2 protein-coding genes are annotated in these 2587 nt (G+C 46.7%); one reads left to right on the plus strand and one right to left on the minus strand.

All coding sequences use genetic code 11. From position 1 onward, the window contains the following. Positions 1 to 1959: hypothetical protein (locus tag ABW391_RS28430; RefSeq protein WP_353485292.1), on the plus strand; the 1959-nt coding region annotated here is incomplete at its 5' end. 84 nt (positions 1960 to 2043) lie between these two features. Here the strand turns inward: ABW391_RS28430 and ABW391_RS28435 are convergent. Continuing rightward, positions 2044 to 2490: a DUF3276 family protein gene (locus tag ABW391_RS28435; protein WP_353485293.1), complete on the minus strand. Its 447-nt coding sequence runs from the start codon at positions 2488 to 2490 to the stop codon at positions 2044 to 2046. Positions 2491 to 2587: the final 97 nt, after the last annotated feature.

The following is a 2587-nucleotide window of genomic DNA, read 5'->3' on the forward strand; positions in this document are numbered from 1 at the left end:
GGACTGCGTTTTTTGGGTGCCAGTTTTTTGGCCTTCTTTCTGCTTTCTCCATTGCTGCGCTACAAAGAGATCGAAATTCGCAAACCGATTGTGGTTCTGGCGCAGGATGCTTCCGAATCAGTAGCACAAGCGCTGGGGAAAGACCAAAAAGCCTACCAGGAAAAATTGACTCGATTGCAACGCGAATTGGGGGCAAACTACGATGTGAAGTCTTTTTCTTTTGGCAGTTCCGTGCGGGAAGGGCTGGATGAAAAATACCAGGATAAAATCAGCAACCTGGCCGATTTGTTTTCCAATACTTATGACTTGTTTGGCGGAGATAATCTTGGGGCAATCGTGCTCGCCTCGGATGGCATTTACAACGAAGGCAATAGCCCGCTTTACCTCAATCAAAAATCTGCAGTGCCTGTCTTTACAGTAGCACTTGGCGATACAACCCCCAAGAAAGACCTCGTACTCAAGCGGGCTTTTTACAACAAGATCGTTTACCTCGGAGACCAGTTCAGCGTATTGTCCGATGTGGCGGCCATGAACTGTTCGGGAAATACCACCAGTCTATCGGTGTATAAAGTAGAAGGCGGCAAGACCCAAATGGTGTCTTCCCAGCCATTGAATATCGACCGCAAGGACTATTTTGCCACCAAAGAGATCATCTTGAATGCCGACAAAGCAGGGGTACAACATTACCGGATTGTGGTCAACAAGGTTTTGGGAGAAGCTTCGACGAGCAACAACAGCCAGGATATTTTTGTAGATGTATTGGATGCCCGGCAAAAAATTCTGTTGCTGGCCCATTCTCCGCACCCAGATATTTCCGCGATCCGCCAAAGCATTGCTGCCAATAAAAATTACCAGGTGGAAGTAGCCGACATGCGCGATTTCAAGGGCAGTGTGGCCGGGTATGACTATGTAGTACTGCACCAATTGCCCGGCAAAGGAGTTGATGTGTCAGGCATTCTGGCTACCTTGGATCGGGAGCGCATTCCGCGTTTGTTCATCACGGGCTCACAATCGGATTACAGCCAGTTCAACCGTGCTCAGAATTTGGTGACGGTGCAAACCGATGGCAAAAACACCAACGATGTTCAGGGGCGTTTTGCAAGTGGATTTTCGCTATTTTTGATCGACGACAACCTAAAGACCGAATTCGCCAATTATCCGCCCATTCAGGCGCCATTTGGTGATTTCAAAATTGGTGGCTCGGCGCAAGTGATGATGTACCAGCGGGTACGCAAAATCGATACCCAATACCCACTCTTTGTTTTTGGAGAACAAAACGACGCCCGAGTTGGCGTATTATTAGCCGAAGGCATCTGGCGCTGGCGCTTGTTCAATTTCCTGAATGTAGACAACCACGAGCTTTTTGACAATTGGGTGAGTAAAGTGACGCAGTACCTGGGCGTCAAGGAAGACAAGCGGAAGTTTCGAGTCAGCGTTTCTAAAAACATTTTCCGTGAAAACGAACAGGTGTTGTTTGATGCTGAGTTGTACAACCGCAGCTACGAACTGATCAACGAGCCGGATGTGCGCCTGATCATCACTAGTGAAAAAGGCAAGGAATACACCTATACTTTCAATAAATCGGGCAAAGCGTATAGCCTCAACGCCGGAACATTGCCCGTAGGCAATTACAAGTTCCTAGGAAAAGTGAGCAATGGGGGAGAGCAGTTGACCTACAATGGCCAATTCAGTGTGCAACCCATCCAATTGGAACAATACGAAACTACGGCAGATCACCGCCTATTGCGCCTGTTGAGCGAGCAATACGGCGGAAAAATGGTCAGTCAGGAAGAGATGGATAAAATCCCGGCCTTGATCAAGGCAGTAGGAACGGTCAAACCAGTAATTTACGAAAATGCCACCACCCGTTCCTTAATCAACATCAAATGGCTGTTTGGATTGCTGTTGCTATTGATCGTTACCGAATGGTTTCTGCGGAGGTATTTGGGCAGTTATTAGGGGTGTAGAGACGCGATTCATCGCGTCTGATGCCTGATTGTGCGTAGAGACGCGATCCATCGTGTCTCTACGCAACAACCAATATTACCAGGACATATCTTCTTCTGAATTCAACCTCGAATCCGAGGTTTCCAGACGTGGTTCAGCAGGTTGTGGTTTGGCAACAGGACGCTCTACAGGTTCGTCATCGTATTCTTCGCGGTCATCGCGCTCCTCAAAATCCTGGGCATCGTATTCTTCATGGCGACGGGTAAATTCATCATAGTCATAGTCGGGCATCAACTCCGTCTTGATGTGTTCCACTACTTCCTGAAGCGAATCTATAAAACGGTTGAAATCTTCTTTGTACAAGAAAATTTTGTGCCGCTCATAGCCATCTCCATTAAATTTGCGGGTACTTTCGGTAAGGGTCAAATAGAAATCTTCCCCTTTTGTTTTGCGAACATCAAAGAAGTATGTTCGTCTCTTACCAGCGCGGATTTTCCTCGAATACACGCTCTCAAATCTCCGTTGGTTTCTCTCGTGATCCACTGCTTTGGTTATTTTTATTTATCGGATAAAAATGATTACCACTGTACAAAAGTAAGTAATTGATTGAAAAATCAAAGAATCCGCAAAAAAAGTTCCC

This window comes from Haliscomenobacter sp., from assembly GCF_040403615.1.
Lineage (GTDB): Bacteria > Bacteroidota > Bacteroidia > Chitinophagales > Saprospiraceae > Haliscomenobacter.